The sequence below is a fragment of the Aquimarina spinulae genome (assembly GCF_943373825.1).
Taxonomy (GTDB): Bacteria; Bacteroidota; Bacteroidia; order Flavobacteriales; family Flavobacteriaceae; genus Aquimarina; species Aquimarina spinulae.
Genome location: NZ_CALSBP010000002.1, coordinates 3,742,768 through 3,764,181, shown reverse-complemented (window position 1 = coordinate 3,764,181; position 21,414 = coordinate 3,742,768). Strand labels below are relative to the sequence as shown.

22 protein-coding genes are annotated in these 21,414 nt (G+C 32.1%); 4 read left to right on the top strand and 18 right to left on the bottom strand.

Going from position 1 to position 21,414, the window contains the following annotated elements; genetic code table 11:
• Positions 1-373: 373 nt before the first annotated feature.
• Positions 374-856 (bottom strand): hypothetical protein, encoded by a 483-nt coding sequence (locus NNH57_RS21685; RefSeq protein WP_074406678.1) that lies wholly within the window; start codon positions 854-856, stop codon positions 374-376.
• A gap of 90 nt (positions 857-946) precedes the next feature.
• The gene (gene hisS, locus NNH57_RS21680) at positions 947-2,317 is read right to left on the bottom strand and encodes a histidine--tRNA ligase (RefSeq protein ID WP_074406679.1); all 1,371 of its coding nucleotides are present in this window, start codon (positions 2,315-2,317) and stop codon (positions 947-949) included.
• Between the two features lie 315 nt (positions 2,318-2,632).
• Here hisS and NNH57_RS21675 point away from each other — a divergent pair, with 315 nt between their 5' ends.
• Positions 2,633-3,868 (top strand): ABC transporter permease, encoded by a 1,236-nt coding sequence (locus NNH57_RS21675; protein WP_074406680.1) that lies wholly within the window; start codon positions 2,633-2,635, stop codon positions 3,866-3,868.
• 88 nt (positions 3,869-3,956) lie between these two features.
• On the opposite strand, the gene NNH57_RS21670 is transcribed toward NNH57_RS21675, so the two are convergent.
• On the bottom strand, positions 3,957-4,436 hold the full coding sequence (locus tag NNH57_RS21670) for a DUF6495 family protein (RefSeq protein ID WP_074406681.1): 480 nt from the start codon (positions 4,434-4,436) through the stop codon (positions 3,957-3,959).
• 218 nt (positions 4,437-4,654) lie between these two features.
• Between NNH57_RS21670 and NNH57_RS21665 the strand changes: the two genes are divergently transcribed.
• A complete protein-coding gene (locus NNH57_RS21665; protein WP_234423350.1) occupies positions 4,655-5,896 on the top strand; it encodes a M20/M25/M40 family metallo-hydrolase in 1,242 nt (413 codons plus the stop codon).
• 70 nt (positions 5,897-5,966) lie between these two features.
• Here NNH57_RS21665 and NNH57_RS21660 read toward each other — a convergent pair whose 3' ends face one another.
• From NNH57_RS21660 to rpsF, 4 genes are all read right to left on the bottom strand, one after another.
• A complete protein-coding gene (locus NNH57_RS21660; RefSeq protein WP_108807649.1) occupies positions 5,967-9,128 on the bottom strand; it encodes a TonB-dependent receptor in 3,162 nt (1,053 codons plus the stop codon).
• Between the two features lie 108 nt (positions 9,129-9,236).
• Positions 9,237-9,689: a 50S ribosomal protein L9 gene (rplI, locus tag NNH57_RS21655; RefSeq protein ID WP_074406684.1), complete on the bottom strand. Its 453-nt coding sequence runs from the start codon at positions 9,687-9,689 to the stop codon at positions 9,237-9,239.
• Between the two features lie 18 nt (positions 9,690-9,707).
• Positions 9,708-10,007, bottom strand: coding sequence for a 30S ribosomal protein S18 (rpsR, locus tag NNH57_RS21650; protein ID WP_174412104.1), 300 nt, complete (start codon positions 10,005-10,007; stop codon positions 9,708-9,710).
• Positions 10,007-10,345 carry a 30S ribosomal protein S6 gene (gene rpsF / locus NNH57_RS21645; protein WP_024769054.1) on the bottom strand — a complete coding sequence of 113 codons (339 nt, stop codon included), beginning with the start codon at positions 10,343-10,345 and terminating at the stop codon, positions 10,007-10,009. The genes rpsR and rpsF overlap by 1 nt, the downstream gene beginning before the upstream one ends.
• A gap of 171 nt (positions 10,346-10,516) precedes the next feature.
• Here rpsF and NNH57_RS21640 point away from each other — a divergent pair, with 171 nt between their 5' ends.
• Positions 10,517-11,224: a LytR/AlgR family response regulator transcription factor gene (locus tag NNH57_RS21640; RefSeq protein ID WP_025666968.1), complete on the top strand. Its 708-nt coding sequence runs from the start codon at positions 10,517-10,519 to the stop codon at positions 11,222-11,224.
• On the opposite strand, the gene priA is transcribed toward NNH57_RS21640, so the two are convergent.
• From priA to nadC, 7 genes are all read right to left on the bottom strand, one after another.
• Positions 11,221-13,674, bottom strand: coding sequence for a replication restart helicase PriA (gene priA / locus NNH57_RS21635; protein ID WP_108807650.1), 2,454 nt, complete (start codon positions 13,672-13,674; stop codon positions 11,221-11,223). The genes NNH57_RS21640 and priA overlap by 4 nt on opposite strands.
• A 144-nt stretch (positions 13,675-13,818) precedes the next feature.
• Complete coding sequence (locus tag NNH57_RS21630) at positions 13,819-14,385, bottom strand: chalcone isomerase family protein (RefSeq protein WP_074406686.1); 567 nt, start codon at positions 14,383-14,385, stop codon at positions 13,819-13,821.
• Positions 14,386-14,499: 114 nt separating this feature from the next.
• Positions 14,500-14,940: a DUF2147 domain-containing protein gene (locus NNH57_RS21625; RefSeq protein ID WP_074406687.1), complete on the bottom strand. Its 441-nt coding sequence runs from the start codon at positions 14,938-14,940 to the stop codon at positions 14,500-14,502.
• Positions 14,941-15,040: 100 nt separating this feature from the next.
• Positions 15,041-15,604, bottom strand: coding sequence for a chalcone isomerase family protein (locus NNH57_RS21620; protein ID WP_074406688.1), 564 nt, complete (start codon positions 15,602-15,604; stop codon positions 15,041-15,043).
• A gap of 143 nt (positions 15,605-15,747) precedes the next feature.
• The gene (locus NNH57_RS21615) at positions 15,748-16,308 is read right to left on the bottom strand and encodes a chalcone isomerase family protein (protein ID WP_108807651.1); all 561 of its coding nucleotides are present in this window, start codon (positions 16,306-16,308) and stop codon (positions 15,748-15,750) included.
• Positions 16,309-16,342: 34 nt separating this feature from the next.
• A complete protein-coding gene (locus NNH57_RS21610) occupies positions 16,343-17,266 on the bottom strand; it encodes a YihY/virulence factor BrkB family protein (RefSeq protein WP_074406690.1) in 924 nt (307 codons plus the stop codon).
• A gap of 3 nt (positions 17,267-17,269) precedes the next feature.
• Positions 17,270-18,127 carry a carboxylating nicotinate-nucleotide diphosphorylase gene (gene nadC / locus NNH57_RS21605; protein ID WP_074406691.1) on the bottom strand — a complete coding sequence of 286 codons (858 nt, stop codon included), beginning with the start codon at positions 18,125-18,127 and terminating at the stop codon, positions 17,270-17,272.
• A 141-nt stretch (positions 18,128-18,268) separates the two neighbouring features.
• Between nadC and rlmH the strand changes: the two genes are divergently transcribed.
• Entirely contained in the window at positions 18,269-18,742 is a 474-nt protein-coding gene (gene rlmH, locus NNH57_RS21600) for a 23S rRNA (pseudouridine(1915)-N(3))-methyltransferase RlmH (protein WP_074406692.1), read from the top strand.
• Positions 18,743-18,756: 14 nt separating this feature from the next.
• Here the strand turns inward: rlmH and NNH57_RS21595 are convergent, their stop codons facing one another.
• The 4 genes from NNH57_RS21595 to NNH57_RS21580 are packed head-to-tail and all read right to left on the bottom strand — an operon-like array spanning position 18,757 to position 21,410.
• Positions 18,757-19,782 carry a hypothetical protein gene (locus NNH57_RS21595; RefSeq protein ID WP_108807652.1) on the bottom strand — a complete coding sequence of 342 codons (1,026 nt, stop codon included), beginning with the start codon at positions 19,780-19,782 and terminating at the stop codon, positions 18,757-18,759.
• Positions 19,783-19,807: 25 nt separating this feature from the next.
• On the bottom strand, positions 19,808-20,230 hold the full coding sequence (locus tag NNH57_RS21590) for a hypothetical protein (protein ID WP_108807653.1): 423 nt from the start codon (positions 20,228-20,230) through the stop codon (positions 19,808-19,810).
• Positions 20,231-20,258: 28 nt separating this feature from the next.
• Positions 20,259-20,705 (bottom strand): hypothetical protein, encoded by a 447-nt coding sequence (locus NNH57_RS21585; RefSeq protein ID WP_074406695.1) that lies wholly within the window; start codon positions 20,703-20,705, stop codon positions 20,259-20,261.
• 24 nt (positions 20,706-20,729) lie between these two features.
• Positions 20,730-21,410, bottom strand: coding sequence for a response regulator transcription factor (locus NNH57_RS21580; RefSeq protein ID WP_074406696.1), 681 nt, complete (start codon positions 21,408-21,410; stop codon positions 20,730-20,732).
• Positions 21,411-21,414 lie beyond the last annotated feature (4 nt).

Below are 21,414 nucleotides of genomic sequence, written 5' to 3'. Positions count from 1 at the left end.
GATACAATAATTATATACTTAAAATCTCTAAAACCACTATAGTATTGCTATCTATATTGGCATTTAAAAGTTTTAAAGAGTTAACATTCGGTGCAAATATATACATCTCAATAAGAAAAAAATTCACTGAATTCAGTGAAAAAAAGCACATTATTTAGTGTATTAGTTGTTTTTTAGGAATTAAAACTAAAAGCACACGACATAAACAATATTGTTAAAATTGAATATAAAAACCGAGTACAAAAGCAGGTGTAAAGAATTAAAAAAACTCAATACACCTAGCATTTTTGGTGTTTTAAATAGGTTGGTATTATGAATCAAAAGAGAAATGGACGATTACTTATCCCCTTTTGAAAACACTGAATCTAAGAAGTTACATTTTAGAAGATAATTCTGCAAGTTGTTCTGATTTAACTTGCATATATTCACTGAGTTTTTGTATTTCCTCTCCTGGAAGTATATTCATGAGACGGTTATATTGCTTACTAAGATCACTACTTGCATCACTTAATTTAAGAAAAGAATCCATATCATTTGCTTCTACAGCTTTCTTATAGTTTTCCACATAGCGTTCATAATCTTTTATATACTTTTTAGAATAAGAGTTATCTGTAGTATCAAAAATTCCTGGTATGTGTAGTGTATTATCATCTTTTGTAGCCTTTTTTTCTTTAGTTGTTTTTTTCTTCTTTTTAACTACAGGTTTCTTTTCTTTTTCAGTTTCTTCGATAAAATTAGAGGTATCACCTCTAGGGATTTCTACAGGATCTACGGTATCTGTTTTAGGATCTTTTTTACAAGAAACTACAGATAATAATATCAGGCAAAGGAAAATGGATAAAATAGGGGTTTTCATAATTCTAGTTTTAAGACAATATATAGTTAAATTAATGTTATAAGTAGTAACGTTAATTTAGTATTTTATTTCTTAAAAATAAGAAAAAAATTATCGCAAAAGCTCTTTTAATTCCTTTAAATCCATTTCTTTTTGAGTTCCGGATTGCATATCCTTGATCGTAAATGTATTATTATTCATTTCAGAAGACCCTGCAAGTACAACATAAGGTATTGCTCTTTTATTCGCATACCCCATTTGTTTTTTCATTTTGGCATTATCTGGATATAGCTCAGCAATTATGTTATCATTTCTAAGTATATTAACTGTTTTTAAGCAATAAAATGCTTCTTCTTCTCCAAAATTTATGAATAGTACTTTGGTCGAAGGTGCAACAGTTTCTGGAAACAATCCTAATTCTTCAAGAACAAGATAAATTCTATCCAAACCAAAAGAAATTCCCACACCACTAATGTTTTTTAATCCAAAAATTCCCGTTAGATCATCGTATCGACCTCCACCGCCAATAGATCCCATTTTTACAGTATCTGGTGCAGATACTTCAAAAATAGCCCCTGTATAATAGTTTAATCCTCTCGCTAGTGTAACATCAAGGTCCAAAGTTGCAGTCTCCAAAGGAATCTCCTTAAAAGCATTAATTATAAATTGTAATTCTTCTACTCCCTGCATTCCTTCTTCAGAAGAAGCTAACATATTTCGCAATTTATCAAGCTTTTCTGAAGTTGTTCCTGTAAAGTTGAAAAGTGGTTTTACACTTTCTATAGCAGCTTCAGAAATCCCTTTATTTAACATCTCTTTTTTTACTCCATCTTCACCAATTTTATCTAATTTATCCAGGGCAACTGTAAAATCAATTAGTTTATCGCTCGCTCCTATTACTTCTGCAATACCTGAAAGGATTTTACGATTATTAATTTTAATGGTTACTCCTTCAAGTTTTAGCTTGGTAAAAACCGAATCATAAAGTTTAACAAAGTCGACTTCTTGCCATAAAGAAGTACTTCCTACCACATCTGCATCACATTGATAAAATTCTCTAAAACGTCCTTTTTGTGGCCTATCTGCCCTCCATACGGGCTGCATTTGATATCTTTTAAACGGAAAATCAATTTCATTCTGGTGTTGCACAACATAACGTGCAAATGGTACTGTAAGATCATAACGAAGTGCTTTTTCGCTGATCTTGGTAGTCATTTTAGTACTATTCTTAGATGAATATAAAGCTTCATCCACTTTATTTAGATAATCACCACTATTTAATATTTTAAAAATCAATCGATCTCCTTCTTCTCCATATTTGCCCATCAAGGTATCACTATTCTCAAAACTAGGAGTTTCGATAGGATGAAAACCAAATAATTGAAACTGTGATTTGATAACATTCATAATATAACTTCTCTTAGCCACTTCTATAGGCGAAAAGTCACGTGTTCCTTTTGGTATTGATGGTTTTTGTGCCATTATCTAGTTTTTATTAAGAGCCAATAGAAGATATATCACCATGTTTATCAAATTTATAAAGCATGCAAATATACTATTCTATACAGTACTCATATGTCATTTTAATCTGTATACAAGCAGCGATTAGATAGTTAAGGATCAGCACCATAGCTACAAACCATTAACTACTCCCTAATATCTACCTGTTATTTCGAGCTGCAAATATCTAAAAAAAGTATAAAGACGTGGATCAATACTTATAAAAAATCTGGTTTTTTGAGTAACTTTAAACACGTTTTGTAGTCCTATATAAAGAACTCACTATTAAAAACTATTATGTTTTCACTTTTTAGAGAAAATATCAGAATCGCAATGGACTCTATAAAAGGGCAAGTTCTACGAACTGTTCTTACTATATTAATCATTGCAATTGGTATTACATCATTGGTTGGAATACTTACTTTGGTTGGCGCTTTAGAAAATACAATTTCTGGAGATTTTGCTTCAATGGGTGCGAATACTTTTAATATTCAACGTTACGAATTTAACACAAGAAATAGTCGGGATCGAGACAAAATCAATCCTATTATTAGTTATCGTAATGTAAAAGAATTTAAAGATAAGTTTAGTTATCCTTTCTCTAAAACCTCTATTCACTTCACTGGTACACGTAATGCCGAAGTAAAATATGAAAGTAAAAAAACCGATCCCGAAGTATCTGTAGTAGGGATTAATGAAAATTATCTTGAAAACACAGGAACTGAGATAGACAATGGTAGAAATTTTACTTTTTTTGATGTAGAAAACAATAATCATGTGTGTCTCATCGGATCTGATTTCAAAAAGAATTTATTTAAGGATACGAATCCTTTGGGAAAAACGATAAGTATTCGAGGAGTGAAATTTAAAGTAATTGGGCTTCTGGAGAGTAAAGGAGCCACATTTAGAAATAATCAGGATTTACGAGTCCTTATTCCTTTGCAGATAGCGAGATCTATTTTTACACTCCCTAATATTAATTATGGTATTAGTGTAAAAGTAGATGATAAACAATTTCTAGAAGGCGCTCAAGATGAAGCCATTCTCACTTTTAGAAACATAAGAAAATTAAATCCAATTGAAGAAAATAATTTTGGACTTGAACGTAGTGATGACTTATTAAACCGAATAGCTAGTATTACTGTTTATCTGTATTACGCTGCCTGGATTATTAGTATTATTACCATATTTGGTTCTTCAATTGCCTTAATGAATATTATGCTGGTTTCTGTAACCGAACGAACTCGGGAAATTGGGGTAAGAAAAGCGTTGGGAGCTAAAAAACATACCATTGCAGGACAATTTTTTATGGAAACCATTATTATTGGTCAAATTGGTGGCCTTGTAGGGATTATTCTAGGAATCCTGATTGGTGGAGGGATTTCGGCTGCTGCTAATTTTTCCTTTAGCACTCCCTGGCTCGCCATATTTGCAGCCACTACTATTTCTTTTGTTATTGCAGTTGTTTCCGGATTGTATCCTGCCGTAAAAGCAGCAAAACAAGATCCTATAGAATCTTTGAGATACGAATAGTATTAACTTACATATTACCTTTCACATCCTATATAAGACATTTCTTATAATCCTGTGATCACTAATTATTGTTTTAAAACAGTTGCTATTATTCTCTGTTTTCGATCATATTAGCAAAATAGTGATATAACTCTCCTTTAGTAATATTTGCTCCTTTTTGGATTAATGTAAATTTATCCAGGTTTTTATCATCACTATAGTGCTTAGACGCATTATAAAATACCACTTCGTCATTTAGCAAATTCCCTTGCAACCATTGATATCCTTCTTGTGTAGTGATATCAATAGCGTCATTATTTACCTTTACCGCTATAAGACACATCTCATTATCCTGTAATTCGAACAAATGTATCTGATCTTTCGAAAAATGTTCTAGATATTGTGCATTAGTAAGTACTTTTTCCCAGACCAAATCACTAAAAATATCAATCTCTTCTTCGGCAACCTGAGGTTTATTTTCTTTAATTTCATTCCACTCCTCTGCAGTAATAGATTGTGTTGCCAAAAAGTTGATGAATTCTACATGTAATTCTTCTAATTGTTCCTTACTTAATCTTTGATATTTCATTGTAAAAAAATTGACTGCAAAAGTAATTATAAAAAGATGATTTTAAAACAATAAATACTGTCTTCTAATCTCTATTTTTCCCTTCACTCAAAAATATAAAACCTATAACTCCTAAAGTCCTTATATTTATCATTCAACAAATAACATCACACAACATGAATACTTTTTTCACTACACGTATACCACATCTCTTTTTATTTCTTTTCATAACACTAACTATGAACGCTCAAAAACTTTCTAAAACAGAAAAAAAAATTATTAATTCGATAGAAGCCAATCATGAATCGGCTATTCAATTTTTAGAGAAGGTCGTAAATATTAATAGCGGAACAATGCATCATGAAGGTGTAAAAGAGGTAGGAATGGTGTTTAAAGAGCAATTTGATGCAATTGATTTTAATACTCGATGGATTGATATGCCTGCAGAAGTAAATCGAGCAGGACATTTGTTTGCCGAAACTTCTGGAAGTAAAGGGAAAAAAATACTACTCATTGGACACCTGGACACAGTATTTGAAAAAGATAGTCCTTTTCAGAAATTTAAGAAGGATGGTGATATTGCATATGGTCCCGGGACCAATGATATGAAAGGCGGAAATGTTGTTGTATTATATGCTTTAAAAGCCTTACACGAAAATAAATTACTTAATAATGCACAAATCATAGTTGCTTTTACCGGAGATGAAGAAAGCACAGGTCAACCATTAGATATTAGTAGAAAAGATTTAATTGATGCAGCAAAAAAAAGCGAAGTTGCTCTGGGTTTTGAAACATCTACAGGATTTAATTATGCTACTGTTGCCCGTAGAGGGTCTTCTGGATGGAAACTAGAAGTTAAGGGAAAAAGAGCACATTCATCTGGTGTTTTTAATGAACGTGTAGGTGCAGGTGCTATTTTTGAAGCTTCCAGAATTTTAAACGCCTTCTATACCGATGTTAAAGGAGAAGAATTTTTAACCTTTAATCCTGGAGTAATTCTGGGAGGAACAGAAGTTAAGTTTGATAGCTCAATAAGCAAAGGAGAAGCCTTCGGAAAAAGTAATGTTGTGCCACAAACCGTTATGGTAAAAGGAGGATTGCGTTTTATCTCTGAAGAACAAAAAGAAAGAGCCCGTTCAAAAATGAAAAAAATTACTGAAGAAAACTTACCTCATACCAGTGCGACTATCACTTTTACCGATAGCTATCCGGCAATGCAACCAACTGAAGGCAACCACAAATTATTAACATTACTAAATGAAATAAGTAAAGATCTAGAACAAGGAGTAGTCGAAGCTTATGATCCTGGTAAACGTGGAGCTGCAGATACTTCTTTTGTAGCAGAGCATGTAGATTGTCTGGATGGATTAGGAACTATGGGTACCGGAGCACATACTCCAAAAGAAACATTAGATCTAACGACTTTTGAAGCGTTGACCAAGCGTACTGCAATACTTATCTATCGATTAATCAATCAATAGTTTCCAAAATATAAAAAAGCCTTCTAAATGAAGGCTTTTTTATGCTTTAAAAGAAGAATAAATTCTTTTTTTAGAATATATATCGTAGTCCTACCTGAGCCTGCCATCTTGATTGAAGGCTAGAGTCATATCCAAAAGTATCAACCAAATTAGGATCAAAAGAATAGGTAGGTGTATTTGTAGCTGTATCTACATTAACTCCCAACACTTGCACATTATTTGGTTGTTGCACTAATCCCCAATCCGAATTTATTAAATTACCTAGGTTTAAAACATCTAAGCTCAACTGTATCGTATTTGTTCTTTCTCCAACATTAATATTAAAATCCTGAAGTAATTTAAAATCAACCTTATTTCTCCAAGGAGCAATAGCTCCATATCGTTTTGCATAACTTCCTCTGTTATCCCTAAGGTAATCATCTTGCCGAACATACGCCTCAAAAGCAGCTCTTTGCGCTTCTCTTTCATTAAATGAAGCACCACTAAATGCATATGTTGCCAATTCGGTCTGTGTAGGGATATAAATTAAATCATTCAAAGAAGATCCGTCTCCATTAATATCACCTGCATATGTATAATTAAACCTGCCTCCTTGTGCAAACTCTGCAAAAGCAGAAATAGTAGTAGCAAATTTCTCGTTACCATATGTCCATTTTTTAGAAGCAATAGCAATAATTCTGTGTCGATCTCCATATTTAGAGTATGATAGGACATCATTATTTGCATTCCCTAAAGCAGGATTACCCGCGAATGCATCTCCGGTAATTTCTGCTTCAATAGAATTTACATCTTTAGCATCCAAATAACTATAGGCTATACTAGCATACAGGTTATTGTCAAAATTCTTAGCTGCCTTAAAAGAGGCATTTACAATTCTTCCTTTGTTAGAATTAGTTAGCACAAAAGCATTATTAGCACCTCTATCTGTAGCTCCATATATTTGTCTATTATCAACTCCCGACAGTGTTTGTGTTGGTTCGCGTAATCCCCAATTCTGAACATGAATTCCATTAACATCTTCTGTATACGCAAAATCACCTGTTAGGATTATACCATTACTTAATCTATAATCAACTCCTAAGCTAGATCTCCATACCTGTGGAAACTGAAAATCCGGATCTACAATTTGAAAGAAACCATCATCTGCCCCACTCACCTGATTCCCTATCCATACAAATGGCAATCTACCTGTAAATATACCGGTCCCCCCACGTAGTTGAAAAGTTTTATCTCCTCTTACATCATAATTAAACCCTAATCTTGGTGATATTAAAAGTCTATCTGTTGGTAAAGTAGTAGAGTTTAAAGATACTGGTCCTTCATTAGGATTAAAATATACGACACTCTCATCTCTACTAGCTCCATTATCTGTATCTATATACTCTTGTATACGTTCATCGGTATCAAAATATAGTGGTTTATCAAGTCTAAGCCCATAACTAAACTTAAATCGCTCTGTAATATTCCATTCTTCCTGAATATAAAAAGCCAATTGCCCAACGTTTAATTCTGCCAATTTCCATCCTCCATCATTACCATCTCCTGCAGCATTTAGCGCAGCAAAACGATCTTGTGCAAATTGCAGGTTAGCAGCAACTACACCATTATTTGCATCATCTAAAAAAGAACTTACCGAACCATAGGGTGAAAATAATCCTCGATATGTTGATCCAAAATTAGCAAAGTCTTCATATGCCGTTAAATTAAACGAATTCTTAAATCTAAACATCTCGAAAGATGCTCCAACCGTAACTGTATGATCTCCTAAGAAGATATTAAGATTATTAGTTGCCTGAATTACTTTTTGATCTAATTTATTATTGATAGAAAATGGTTCGTGACCAGCAATGATATAATTTGATCCAGCACCATCCTGAATTGTAATTACAGGTGCCGGTGTTGATAATGGATTTCTAAAATCATCAAAATGGGTGTACCCTGCCTGAAATTTATTAGCAAACTTACTAGAGAACGTAGAATTGACTTCTAACTGGAAAGAATTTATATTATTATTAATCTCATAGCCAGAATTTTCAAACTGTAATGTAGAAGCACTAGGCCCTCGAATTCCTAATGCTGTTGGGTGTGCAGGTTTTTCTTTAGAAGCTCTTAAAAAATTATAAATAATAGCTGCTCTATGTTTATCATTAATATTCCAATCCAATTTAAGAATCCCTTTGGTCGATTCAGAATCATACGTAAACCCTTGGTATGCGCCAGTGGTATATCCTAAATTTGCGAGTGCATTACTAACTGCAATCATATCGGATTCTAATACACGAGATTCATTTATTGCACCACTACCTGTATTAGGTAACCAGGATGAACCTAAATCGGTACGTTGATCTCTCTCTGCATTCGCAAAAAAGAATAGTTTATTTTCTATGATAGGTCCGCCAATACTAAATCCATATTGTGTTTGCTCGAGATCAGACTTAAACACATCTTCTCCCTTTACTTTTCCTCCGGTAAGACTTTCATTTCTAAAGAATCCATAAGCAGTTCCTTTAAAAGTATTAGTTCCACTTTTTGTAACCGCATTAACAGATGCTCCTGTAAACCCCGATAATGTTACATCATAAGGAGCTGTAGACACCTGAATCTGATCGATAGCATCTAATGAGATTGGTTGCGCATCGGTCTGGCCTCCGGGAGTTGCAGCATCTAATCCAAAAGGATTATTAAATACAGCACCATCTAAGCTGAAATTATTAAACTGATCATTTCTTCCTCCAAAAGAGTTTCCGCTTGCGGTAGGTTCCAGCCTTGTAAAATCGGCTGCAGAACGTGATATTGTAGGTAATGTTCGCAATTCTCTTCTGCCTACACTAGTTTCTGCACCAGTGCGATCACTACTAAATGTAGAGTTCTTATTTGTCGTAATTACAACTTCTTCTAATTGATTACTATCCTCGACCAATGTTATATTAAGATTGAAGGTTTGCCCTAACTGCAAAAACACTTCATCAATAAGTTGTTTTTTAAAACCTACATAACTTATTGTTATTCTATATGGTCCTCCTACTCGTAAATTGTTTAGATTAAAACGCCCGTCGAAATCAGTCACTCCACCATACGAAGTGCCTGTAGGCCCATGCACTGCGGTAACATTAGCCCCTGGTAGTAATTGATTTTCGCTATCACGTACTATCCCCGAAATATTAGAAGTAGTGACCTGAGCATTGATCGTACCCCCTATCAATACCAAAATTAATAGAATAATTTTTTTCATGTAATAATAACTTTTAATTAATTGATTAAGAATAAAAATAAAATAAAAAAATCGCTCATAAGAGCGATTTTTTATAATATTATAAAACAGTTATCAACTGTTATTTATCTATTTAGCTTGAGTGATTACTTCAAAAGCAATAGGAACAATCACTTCTCTATGAAGGCGAACAGAAGCTTCGTACTGACCTAGACGTTTAATGGTTCCACCTGGTACAGTAATAAATTTCTTTTCTAATTCAACTCCTTCTTTAGCAAATGCTTCTGCAACATCAGCATTAGATACAGAACCAAATAACTTGTCTCCGGCTCCAGATTTTGCTAAAATTTTGATCTCTAATCCACTAAGTTTCTTTCCTACTTTTTCTGCATCTTCGATCTCTTTCTTTTCTTTAAAAGCACGTTGCTTTAATGTTTCGGCAAGTACTTTTTTTGCAGAAGGAGTTGCTAATAATGCAAGTCCATTAGGAATTAAATAGTTACGACCATAACCATTCTTAACTTCTACTACATCGTCTGCGAATCCTAGATTCTCAACGTCTTTCTTTAATATAAGTTCCATAATATGTTATGACGAGTTTTATTTTAATAAATCACCAACGTATGGCATTAAAGCTAGATGTCTTGCTCTTTTTACAGCAACACTTACTTTACGTTGATATTTTAATGAAGTTCCTGTAAGACGACGAGGCAATAACTTACCTTGTTCATTTACAAATGCCATTAAGAAATCTGGATCTTTATAATCAATATACTTAATACCAGATTTTTTGAAACGACAATATTTCTTCGTTTTTGATGTATCTATATTAAGAGGAGTAAGATATCTGATCTCTCCGTCTTTTTTTCCTTTCGCTTGTTGTTCTATAGATGACATAATTAAGCTTTTTGTTTGTTTCTATTTCTTCTCTTCTCTGCCCAAGCAATTGCATGCTTATCAAGGCGTACAGTAAGGTAACGCATTACTCGTTCATCTCTTCTGTACTCAACTTCTAAAGCATTGATAGCTTCACCAGGTACCTGGTATTCGAATAAGTGGTAAAATCCACTTTTTTTGTGTTGGATTGCATAAGCAAGCTTTTTAAGCCCCCAATCCTCTTTTGATATCATCTTGGCACCATTAGAAACAAGAATGTCTTCGTATTTCTTAACTGTTTCCTTTATCTGATCTTCAGATAAAACGGGATTCAAGATGAAAACAGTTTCGTATTGATTCATAAAAATCTATATTTAAATTAAAATTGGGTGCAAAAGTAAGACTATTTTTTGGATTTTCAAACCCTAATGTCATTTCGACGAAACACTATTTTTATCGATAAAAAGCCGAAATTGTTTGTGCAAATAAGATATATTCATTAATATTGTATTGGAATATATAACACTAAACAAGTGGAGCAATCTCAATTAAAATGTGCGGTAGTAGATGATTCCCGCCTCCAAAGACTAGCTATTGTAAAGCTAATAGACGAACATTCTTCACTAGAATTAGTGGCTGAGTGGAATAATGCTATTGAGACAAAAAATGGTTTACTCGACACTCAAGTGGACTTATTATTCTTAGATATTGAAATGCCAATTCTTACTGGCTTTGATCTTTTGGATGATTTAGAGAATAAACCTCATATTATTTTTGTCACAGGAAAAACGAAATATGCATTTAAAGCTTTCGACTATGATGCAATAGATTATTTAAGAAAACCATTAAAAAAAGATCGTTTTAATGCTGCTGTTGATAAAGCTTTGAGCATGTCCCGTATAGGAGGAGAAAATACTACTGTAGAAGATGACGATTATATTTTTGTAAAGAGTAATCTGAAAAAAAGAAAAATTTTCCTTAATCAATTAAAGTATGTAGAAGCTTTAGGAGATTATGTAAAACTTATAATGGAAGAAGGTGATCCCATTGTTGTATTAGCTACAATGAAATCTTTTGAAGCCCAATTACCTAGTGATCGCTTTTTAAGAATTCACAAATCTTATATTGTGAATCTGGATAAAGTAGAGCGTTACAATAGTCGTAATATAGAAATAGCGGATGAAAAAATACCTCTTAGCAGGCATAAAAAACATTCTCTGATAGAAGCTTTAAATAATTAGTAGTTATCTACATTAATTATAACTCTTACCCCTGAAAATTCTTTAATACTCTTAAAAGAAGTGTTGATTTTTTTTATCACCTCTTTTGTTTTATTTAAAGATTGACCTTGCGGTATTTTTATTACTATATTTTTATGATATTGATTTCGTATTCTTGAAACTGGAGGGAACTCTGGTCCTAAAACATTTTCATTAAATACGTTTCTAAATGATTTTGCTAACCAATTTGTAGCTTCATTTACTCTATTGTAATCTTTATGTTTACCAGTAATCTTTATTATTTTATAAAAAGGAGGATATTTATATTGATGTCTTTCCTCAATTTGATCGGTAAACATTCCCATATAATCATTAACAGATACCTGTTGTAAAATCTGATGAAAAGGATTGTAAGTTTGAATCAGAACTTTACCTCTTTTTTTGGTTCTACCTGCCCTACCTGCTACCTGTTGCATTAATTGAAAACTACGTTCATGTGCTCTAAAATCCGGAAAATTAAGTAAGTTATCAGCATTCATTATACCAACAAGACTCACATTTCTAAAATCTAATCCCTTAGAGAGCATTTGTGTACCCACCATAATATCAATATCTCCTTCTTCAAAACGGCTTATAATCTTTTCATAGCCATGTTTTCCTCTGGTTGTATCCTGATCCATTCTGCCAATATTATGATCAGGAAAAAGCTCTTGCAGCTCTTTCTCTATTTGCTCTGTTCCGAAACCTTTTGTCGTTAAATCAACACTATCACAAGCCATACACTTTTGGGGCATTGCTATATGATACCCACAGTAATGGCATCGTAATTGATTTCTAAAGCTATGAAAGGTAAGACTAACATCACAATTTGGACATTGGGGGGAGTGTCCACAAGTGTTACATTCTACCACAGGAGAATATCCCCTTCTGTTTTGAAAAAGAATAACTTGCTCTCCTTCTTTTAAAGCATTATGAATACCTGTTAACAAGGTATCACTAAAATGACCTGTCATTTCTTTTTTTCGATATTTTGTCTTTATATCTACTAAACTAATATCTGGCATTAGTACATCACCATATCTTCTGGTCAATTGCACAAATCCATATTTTTTTTGTCGGGCATTATAGTACGTTTCAAGAGCCGGAGTCGCAGATCCTAGCACCACTTTGGCGCAAAACATTTTTGCTAAGACAATTGCTGTATCTCTAGCATGATACCTGGGTGCAGGGTCATATTGCTTAAAGGTATTCTCATGTTCTTCATCTACAATAATTAATCCCAAATTGGCAAATGGCAAAAATATGGCCGACCTCGCACCAATAACTACCTGCGCTTTTGATTTTTTGGCTTTTACATTGTTCCACGCCTCTACTCTTTCATTAACAGAATACTTTGAGTGATATACGGTGAGTTTTTCTCCGAAATATTCCTGTAATCGAGTAATAAGTTGTGTTGTTAGAGCAATTTCTGGAAGTAAATACAATACCTGCTCTTCTTTCTGGATAGCTTGCTCTATAAGTTTTACATATACTTCTGTCTTGCCAGATGAAGTAACCCCATGAAAAAGGCATACATCTTTATTTTCAAAAGAACTTTTTATTTCTTCATAAGCCTTATGTTGATACTCATTAAGCTGTTTGGTATTTCCTGTCGTCTCTCCTGTATATTGAACACGATCTGTTTGCAAATGGTATTCATCTAAGATATTCTTATCTACTAATGCTCGTATTACAGCTGCAGAGCTATTAGAAGTTTTCACAAGTTCACTTACTTTAATTGGCTTAGTGGCTTGAGCCTGTAACGTAAATAAATGCATCAACACCTCTCGCTGTTTAGGTGCTCTGGTCATTGTATCTAGTAGATCCCGCAGTGCTTCTTCTTTAGTGTATGTTGTATTTAATCGAATATACCGAACTATTTTGGGTTTATACTGCTCATAAATTTCTTCCTGAACCGTAATAACTTCTTTTTCTATTAGTCGTTTTATGACGGGTAATACATTTTTCTTACCTACAATATTCATCACTTCTTGTATACGAAGTAAGCTCTGATATTGTAATGCTTCATAAATCAAAAACTCATCATCTTTTAACAAGGATTCGTCAAAAAGAGATTTTTCATTTTTCAGAATTATAGTTTCACTTTCTAGTAAGAAGGCTCCGGGAAGTGCTGCTCGCATTACTTCTCCTTTTGTACACATATAATAGTTAGAAATCCAGGACCATAGTTCTAATTGATGTTGGGTAACTATTGGTGATTCATCAAGAATATGTTCTATCTCTTTGGCTTCATATACCAAAGGTGGATTTTGATGCACCTTCGTTACCAAAGCAGCATATACCTTACTTTTTCCAAATTGAACAGCCACCCGCATTCCTGGTTGCAAAAATGCAGCTTCAGTTTTATTAATACTATAGGTAAACTCTTTATCAAGAGGTATAGGAAGAATTACATTTATAAAGTATGACATTACCAATTATAACAAAATTCGGAATAGTTTAGTGTAAAACAACAAAAATACGAGTTTAACCCATAGAATAAAGTTTAATTTTTAAGAATAAAAAAAGTCTGATTTAAATAATAAATCAGACTTACTTATATTAACTTATATTCCTTACTTACTCAACCCTAACATTCCTCCTTTAATAAGTTTGCAAGCAGGTTCATTTCCTAACCAAATTTTAAACAGGGCATACTTAAAATCTCGACCTTTTATAAAACCAAGCTCTTCACCATTTTTATAGGTTTTAACTCCCTTTCCTTTGATGTATACCAAATCAAAGTAATCATTGATCTGCATTGGCGAAGAAAATAATTTTAAAAACTTTTCTATTCTCACATCTAAGGTTTGGGTATTACCAAACATTGCATCATCAAAGCCTTTTCTAAAAACTTTAATCATTCGTTTATTTGTTACTTTCTTAGATACTATATTTAAACGAATAGACATGCTCTCATCAGAATCCAAGACTACTCCCGGATCATTATATTTTTTCTTGGTATATAGACCTCCCGAATAGGTATCAAATCCAAGAATGCTTCTCATCCCGGCTCCATTTAATGATAGTTCTTCTCCTTCAAAACTAACCTTATAAGGTAATACGATATCCCCTACTCTTACCTGAGCCATAGCGAAGGTAGATATAAGGACTACAACTATTAATGTAATTATTTTTTTCATGGTTTAGATTATTAAAATTTCAAGGAGTTAGTCCTAAATCTTTTAAAACCTAACCAAAAGAATTGTTAAAATTTATAATTCTTTAAATTTCAAGAAAGAAATATGTTGTGATTATTATACTCGAATCCATTTTTGTGTTCTATATAAAAAAGCTATATATCCTCTTACATTAAGCACATTTGGGTTATCTTCATCAATCCAGATTTTGCATCGATATACTTTGCCATTCTCGGGATCCATAATAGTACCATCCTCATATTGACTCCCATCTTTTTCAAGTTCTTTAATAATTACCATTCCCTCTATGGGCTTATTATGGTCATTGCCTTTACATTCGATGCATAACTTATTTCTCTCTGCTTCATCTAATACCTGTAAAATCTTCCCAAACAGTTTGTTTCCTTTCTTATAAATTTCTACAATAGATCGTGGTTCGCCAGTAGTATCATCAATAGTTTTCCATTGTCCTACTATTTGTTGTTGCGCACTTATTGTTACAGATATTAATACTATTGCTACAAAATGGATGTTGCGAAAATTCATAACTTTCATCATAATTTGTGTTTATACATTCTAAGATAAAAAAATATGGTAAAAACAAAAAGCTACCGATTAAAACCGATAGCTTTTTGCGTATTATATTAATGATTTTAGGTCATTGTATACCTAACATTCCATTTTTAATTTCTTCACTTGCTGGTTCATCTCCAAGCCAAATTTTGAATAATGCATATTTAAAATCACGCCCCTTGATTACACCAAGTTCTTTTTCATTTTTAAAAGCAGTCACCCCTTTACCTTTAATATATACAATATCAAAGATGTCATTCTTTACTATAGGCTCTGAGAAAAATTTAATAAATTTATTTATTCTCTCATCTAATGCTTTGGTATTACCAAAAGTAGCTCTATCAAATCCATCTTTTACCGCTTTTATCATTTTCTTTTGGGTAACAAAACCGGAAACAATATTTAGTTTTATAGCCATAGTTTCATCTGCATCAAGAATTTCTTTAGGGTCTTTGCTCTTTTTTGTTAAATAAAGCCCTCCTGCATACATGTCGATCCAAAGCACTTTTCTCATTCCGGCACCATTTAATTTTAAATCGGTATCACCAAAATTTTCTTCATAAGGCAAAATAGCTTTACCAACTCTAATTTGCGCAGTAGCAGTAGACAGGGAAATTAGTGCTACCAGTACTAAAGTAATTTTTTTCATTATAACTAAAGGTATTTGGGGTATTAATATTTGTTTAAACTTAATTTTTAAAGCGCACAAATATAAAAAATATTATGCATGCACAACATCTTGAAATACATTTACTTAAATTTTTAACAAAAATACAATTATATCTTATTGATTTAACGCCCAAGCATCTCTTTTTTAAGCCCTTTGTCTGCTGGTTTACTTCCTAACCAGATATTAAAAAGTGCTTCCTTAAAATCTAGTCCAGTCACATATCCTTTTTCTTTACCATCTTTATAGATTACACTTCCTTTTCCTTTTTCATACACCATATCATAGATTTGATCAACCTCTATTTCATTATTAATAAAGCCTATAAATTTTTCTATTCTTTCGTTATAAGGCTTCATATTTCCGTTAGTTGATTTTTTAAATCCTTCACGTAATGCATTAGCCATTTTACTTCTAGACATCATACCTGATAGAATATGTAATTTAATTGCCATAGTTTCATCTGCTTTGGCTATTGCACTGGCATTACTACTTTTTTTCTTAAGATATAATGCTCCTGCATAAATATCAAAAAAGAATTTTTCTCTTAGGCCTCCTCCATTAATGGTCAAATCTTCTTCATTAAATTTTACCATATTAGGTAATGTAGCATCACCAATTTTGGTTTGAGCCTGAACAGATACAATAGTTAAAAGCGCTATAAATAATATACTTAGTTTTTTCATTTTAAAAAATTATTAGAAATCTATGTTAGTAAAATTATGTATTAAAATTCTTTCTTAATTGATTTAATGATGCATTAAGTTCAAAACCCAGCAATAACAAATTAGCATTAAGCCATATATATAACATTAATATCAACATTGCTCCAATAGAACCATACAATTGATTATAATTAGAGAAGTTATCTATATATACTCCAAATAGATATGTTGTAATAATAATCAAAAAAGTGGTCATAAACGCACCGGGTGAAAAGAATTTATTTTGTTTTCCTTCTGAGGTACCGAAATAAAATAAGGTAGCAATAATTACAAATATCATAAAGACAAATAGCGCATATTTACCTAATGTTAACCAAAAAACAGTATCGTCAACAACTCCCATTTTATTTAAATCATCTACCAAATACGAAAAGTATAAAGTTCCTATAACTGTAATTAACAATAACGATGCCACGATAATAGACACCCCTAATGCTACTACATACTGTCGTACAAAATTTCTATTAAGTGTTACATGATACGAATATTCAAAACCAGAGAAAACTGCATTAATCCCATTAGTCATAAAAAGTATAGATAGCACAAAAACAGTTGATAATAATCCTCCTCGAGGATTAGATGCAATATCTTCGAATATCCCGGAGAAAAAATCTGACGATTGATTCGGTAATGCTCCGTTAACAAATTCAAAAAAATTCTCCTCAAACCCATCTATCGGCACGTAAGGAATCAAATTAAGAAGAAATAATAAGAATGGAAATAGAGAAAGAAAAAAACTCCATGATATCGCACTGGCTCTAGCCGAAAAAGTGCCTTTTATAATTCCGATTACATAAATCTCTATTAGGTCGTATATCGACAGTCCTTCAAAACCAGGAAGAATAAGTTTCTTCCCTATTTTGACCAATATATTGATCACAGGAATCTTATTAAGCCTATCTTCTACGGGTTTCGACATATATTAAACAGCTTTCAAGCTCAAATCCAGATTATATACAGAATGTGTTAGCGCACCACTACTAATATAATCTACACCACATTCTGCATAGTTACGTACGGTTTCTTCATTAATTCCTCCGCTAGATTCAGTAAGACACGAATCACCAATTAATTTTACAGCTTCCCGAGTATCTTCATAATTAAAATTATCAATTAATATTCGATATACTCCCGGTGTTTGAAGTATTTCTTTGATCTCATTAAGGTCTCGAGCTTCAACAATAATTTTAAGATCAAGGTTTTGATTAGAAAGGTATTGTTTGGTTTTTTCTATAGCTTTAGTAATTCCCCCGGCAAAATCGATATGGTTATCTTTTAGCATTACCATATCATATAATGCAAATCTATGGTTCTCTCCTCCTCCAATCTTTACCGCCCATTTTTCTAATGCTCGTATTCCTGGAGTTGTTTTACGGGTATCTAAAATCTTAGTTCCTGTTCCTTCTAAAAGGGTTACAAAATGGTTTGTTTTGGTAGCAATTGCACTCATTCTTTGCATAGCATTAAGCACTAATCGTTCTGCTTTAAGAATAGATTGTGAGCTTCCTGAAACATAAAAAGCTACATCTCCGTATTTAACACGAGACCCGTCTTCTAGTAAAGTCTCGATTTTTATATTTGGGTCTACATAATTAAATACTTTTTTTGCAAACTCTACTCCAGCCAGAATCCCTTCATCCTTAACTAAAAGTTTTGCTTTTCCTGTGATTGATTCGGGAATACAAGCTAATGAACTATGATCGCCATCTCCTACATCTTCGCGTATGGCATTGGTAATTATCAAATCAATTTCTTTATTGAATTGGGTTTCGCTAATCATATTGAATGGTTATTTTTGCTAATGTAAAAAAAGAAGTCGGAAGTACGAAGTGAGAAGCACATCGTATTTTTATTTACTTTACATCACAAATCTATGTTTCATCTGGTTTTTGAGTAAAAACTATTATAATATTAAATACACATGAATATCAAATTACTTGCTGTTGGCAAAACAGATGACAAGCAGCTCAATGACCTTATCAACAACTATATCAAAAGGTTACAGTTTTATATTAAATTTAGTTTTGAAATTATTCCGGATATTAAAAATGCCAAAAACTTAAGCGAAGCTCAACAAAAGGAAAAAGAAGGAAAATTAATCCTTAATCACGTAGAAAATTCTGATGTATTGATATTGCTCGATGAAAATGGAAAGCAATATGATTCTGTACTATTTTCTGAAGTATTACAAAAACATATGAATAGCGGAATCAAACAGTTGATTTTTGCAATAGGAGGACCCTATGGGTTTAGCCCCGAAGTTTACAGCCGGGCTAATAGTAAACTATCGTTATCCAAAATGACATTTTCGCATCAAATGATACGTTTATTTTTTGTAGAACAGTTATATCGTGGATTTACCATATTAAGAAATGAACCTTACCATCACAGATAAGGTTCATTATAATATTACTCAAGGTATTCTTTTAGATATTGATCAAATGATTTGTTTTCTAAAAAAATATCTTCTTGATACTTTATTTTTAATTTTTCCAGAACTCGAGTTAAATTAAATCCTAAAGAATAATAATATCCTCCTCCTAAGTTATACATCCACTCGTCTTGTTTTAAATTATAATCTTTAAATCGATTAGCAACATATTTGCTGTCTATTTCGGATAAGGTATGATTATTAGAACTCGTCGATAACGCTAATTTGGTACAGTATTCAATATACCTGGCCGTGCCTTCTGATTTAGACAAGCTAGCTTCTAATGCAGATATATCTATTCTGAATTCATTCTTTATCTTAGCATATCTTTGCTCTTTACTTTCTAAATATTCTGAAATGTAATTCTTAACACTATCATTATTATCTTCTTGTATTATCTTAAGAAGAAGTTGATTTTCGCTCTTAACTGTTGTATTAAACCAATTCTCGTTTTTAAAGAAATAATTTAATGTATCTCTATCAAAATCTCTTTGGCTCGACATCTGTTTTTCTCGAAACTTTTTGAATTTTTTTTGATATTGATGAAATATTTCATGAATAACCATTGTCATCCATTCTTCTGTATCTTTAACATCGGTGATGAATTTTTCTGTTAATTCTACATCACTAAACATTCCTAATGTATTTTTATACTCTAATGCCGATATGTTTTTGTCTTCATAAGACACATTCATATAAAAATTTGTAGTGTCAATTATGGGAGTAAACCCCACAGATATATTAGAATCATTACAATTATATGCTACTAGGTTTATTTTTTCTTTTAATGCTTCATTAGCATCTATTGTAAAAAGACCATCTTTTGTATAATATAACATAGGACCAAAAAGTAACTGCTTATCAAAATCTTTCCAATATTTTTTTGCGACATTACTTTTTGTATCTACCAGGTAATTAATTCTTTCACAGATTAAATCAGAATCGTTTTTTTTACAACTAAATAGTCCTAATAAAACAATTGAAAATACTATAAGTTTTCTCATATCTAAATTATTATAAAAGATCTAGTTATTCTTTTACAATATCTTTAAGATCGCTAAACATGTCTATAAGATCTTCTACTACGTCTGCAGGTACGAATTCTTTATCCATAAAAACGTTTAGTTTTCCTCTTTTCAGCTTTACAACATACCCTGTTTCTCCTTTGGTATTATATTTCCAGGTAGATGTCGTTCCGTTTTTGGTCATTTCTGGAGTTAAATGATCTTTTAAGAATTGTTTTAATTTTCCTGTTTTAGATGATGGAAAGCTAGCTTTTAAGATATACATATCTTCTGTATTAGAGATAGAAATGTTAACTCTATAGTTACCTTCTCCTGGTTCATCACTAGAATAACTAATAGATACTTTAGAGTTTGAAGTTGAAGCTGTTTGAGCATTGCTCAAAGAAAGAGCAAATACAAGGCTTAATGTACAAATGATTGTTTTCATAATTTCTGTTTTTTGATTGATGATTGATTTAATTTTCGTTTTTTGATGTAATTGATTTTAATTCTTTGCCGATTCGTTCAAATTTCTTAATCAATTTATTCGAGGCCAGTTCTTTATCTACATTGATTCTTAATTTATTGTCTTTGAGTCGCACTTCATATAACTCATCATCTTCTATTTCTTTTCTCCACAGATAGGCTTCATCGTCGATGATCATATTTTCTTTTCCAAATTGATCGATCAGATAAGACTTTACATCGCCCTTCATATATTTCATGAATCTAATTTTGATCCTAAAACTCTCTTCCATATCAATGATCGCAAAGGATCTAGAATAACTTTTCTCTCCAGAATCATCACTAATACTTATGGTTACTTGTGATGATGATTTAGAAGAACTTGTAGCACTTGTTTGCGCATTCATGGTTAGTAACCCTATTAGTAGGTTTACCAAAACGGTGATTAATGTTTTCATACTATTCGTTTTTTAATTGAAGATTTAAGCTATACTAAATGTGAGGCCAACCCCACGTACACTTTCTATATTTATAGTATTGTCTTCTTTAAAATATTTTCTTAATCGACTTATGAATACATCCATACTTCGACCAGAGAAGAAATCATCATTACCCCAAATATCTTTTAACACATCTTCTCTTTTAATCATTCTATTTCTATGTTCCCATAAATATTGAATAAGCAATGTTTCTTTTTCGGTTAATCGTTGTGATTCTCCATTCAATTTTAATTGATGGTTAACAATATCGAACTCATAATTTCCGATTTTTACCACATCATCTTTTAAGGATTCTATTTTCTGTGTTCGCTTTAAAATATTCTGAAGTTTAAGGACTAGAATATCTGCTTCAAATGGTTTCACGATGTAGTCATCTGCTCCTAATTTTAATCCTCTTATTTTATCTTCTTTCATTTTCTTAGCAGTAAGGAAAACGAATGGAATTTCGGGATCTATTTCTACTACTTGCTCTGCCAATGTAAACCCATCCATTTTTGGCATCATCACATCAAAGACACATATATCAAATTTTCCTTCAGAAAATATCGATAGTGCTTCTTTACCGTCTTTTGCCCAGATCACCTTATAATTATGTATTTCGAGATATTGCTTTAATATACTTCCAAAATCAAAATCATCTTCTGCGAGTAGTATATGCTTCATAATT